This window comes from Ruegeria sp. AF8 (assembly GCF_056541825.1).
Window position 1 is genome coordinate 1 of sequence record NZ_JBQFYW010000059.1, and the last position, 2225, is coordinate 2225.

Consider the following 2225-nt stretch of genomic DNA (forward strand, 5'->3'; position numbering starts at 1 on the left):
TACAGGAAATGGTGAATACCTGTGAGCAAATCACCGCACGTCATGGGCTGGAAAAAATCAAGACCATAGGGGATGCATACATGGCAACTGCGGGGTTGTTGCACTATGTTGAGAATCCAGCTGACGCGAGCGTACGCGCAGGGTTCGAGATGATTTCAGCGGTCAAAAATCTGGAAGCGTCCTGGGATCTTCGCGTTGGAATTCACATCGGGCCAGTTGTCGCCGGCGTTATTGGTCGCAAGCAATTTGTGTTCGATTTGTGGGGCGATACCGTGAATGTCGCATCGAGAATTGTAGCACAAGCTGAACCCTCAAACGTCGTTGTCAGCGCCCCGGTTTGGCGCCTGATCCAGGGCAGATTCCGCGGAAAGTCGATGGGACAAGTGGAATTGAAGGGGAAGGGAGCACTCGAGTTGGTCCAGTGCAAATGAGGGCGTTCGTCTTGGACAGTCAGAGAATGTTGGCAGCGTTCGCTTCCCGCGTATTTCGTTGAAAAACTCTGTCTTGATCGAATTGTACGTCGCTGATTCAATCCTTCCAACAAGCGGGAGGATCAGCCATGATGGGACCAAGGCAAGAAGCCCAAGCGGCGCTGTTCTATGAGTTCTCGCTGGAGGACCATGTCCCGCAAGATCACCTGTTTGTTCGATTGACCGTTTCGTCGATCTTGGTAGCATCCGAGTCCATCTCGTAGACTTCTGTAGCCATGCCGGCCGGCCATCCGTCGACCCGGAACTGCTGATACGCATGTTGCTGGTGGGGTATTGCTTCGGCATTCGGTCAGAACGCTGATTGTGCGAAGAGGTGCATCTGAACCTGGCATATCGCTGGTTCTGTCGTCTCGATCTGACTGACCGCGTGCCTGACCGTTCGACGTTCTTCAAGAACCGGCATGGCCAGTTCCGTGACAGTGAACCGCTGCGTCATCTGTTCGAGACGACTGTCGCCCGTTGCATCGAAGAGGGTCTGGTCAGCGGCCAGCGCCTGACAATTGATGCCAGCCTGATCGAGGCGGATGCCAACAAGCAGAACTCGACATCCAAGGAAGAATGGCACGCCTCTGACATCGACCCGACGATGCACCCCGCGCCGTGCGCAAGTATCTCGACACGTTAGATGAAGCTGCATTCGGTGCCGCCAGCGAGGTGCACCCAAAGTTCACCTCCCATTCTGATCCGGCCAGCCAATGGACGGCGGCCCGTAAAGGCCCTGCTTTCTTTAGCTATTCCGACAACTATCTGATCGATACCGATCACGGGATCATTGTCGATGTCGAGGCGACCCGCTCGATCCGGCCAGCCGAGGTTGGATCAACGAAGGTGATGTTGAACCGCGTGAAGGCAAAGTTCGATCTGCATCCTGAACAGCTGATCGCCGACACCGCCTACGGCACCGGGCCGCTCTTGGGTTGGCTTGTCGACCGCAACATCGCACCGCACATCCCGGTCTTCGACAAGTCCGGTCGCAACGATGGCACCTGGACGCGGGCGGATTTCGAATGGGATGCAGAGTACGATCAGTACATTTGTCCTGAGGGCCAGGAACTCAAGCAGTTCCGCCGCAACTATTCCGACCCAAACCGAGGCCCAACCGGCAAGGGCACGGCCCGCTACCGCGCCTTGAAAGATATCTGACAGGCCTGCCCATCCAAAGCCAAGTGCTGTCCAAACGCTGATGCCCGCAAGATCAGCCGCGAAGAACACGAAGACGCACGCCAGGTCGCCCGCAACATCACCAGGGCCAAGCAATACGACATCGCGATGAAACTCAGAAAGAAGGTCGAGACGCTATTCGCTCACCTCAAACGCATTCTTGGTCTTGGCCGACTGCGATTACGCGGCCCATGCGGTGCAAATGACGAATTCCTCCTCGCTGCCACCGCTCAGAACCTCCACAAATTGGCCAAGATCTTTCCTGCACCGCAGCAAACGAAAAAAGCCTGATCGGAAAGGCGCTCGCTCCGTGCTCAGATCATCGCATTCTGCGCCAGCAACACGTTGTTTTTCAACAGAATCGGCGGAAAGCTGACATTCGCCTCGGTCGCAGCATCGGTCGATATGGGCTCTCTCCCGACATCGGAGCCAACGCAGCATTCGGCCAACGGGTATCCTTGATCAAGGCGAAGACGGCCCATAGCGGATGAGGTGGGTGGCTCCTGCTCCACCGGCATCAAATGTGCCGAAGTGCAGTTATCACCGACTGCTAGGAAAGGAGCCACCCAATGA

General features: G+C 56.2%; 2 protein-coding genes and 1 pseudogene. 2 read left to right on the forward strand and 1 reads right to left on the reverse strand.

Annotated elements, in window-relative coordinates; genetic code table 11:
* Together ACR0AO_RS25300 and ACR0AO_RS25305 are read left to right on the forward strand one after the other, a co-directional pair.
* A partial coding sequence (locus ACR0AO_RS25300; protein WP_480609756.1) for an adenylate/guanylate cyclase domain-containing protein occupies positions 1-431 on the forward strand: 431 nt, incomplete at its 5' end.
* 128 nt (positions 432-559) lie between these two features.
* Positions 560-1943, forward strand: a pseudogene (locus ACR0AO_RS25305) (IS1182 family transposase).
* Positions 1944-1966: 23 nt separating this feature from the next.
* Here ACR0AO_RS25305 and ACR0AO_RS25310 read toward each other — a convergent pair.
* Positions 1967-2225 (reverse strand): hypothetical protein (locus ACR0AO_RS25310; RefSeq protein WP_480609759.1); only part of this gene is annotated, 259 nt, incomplete at its 5' end.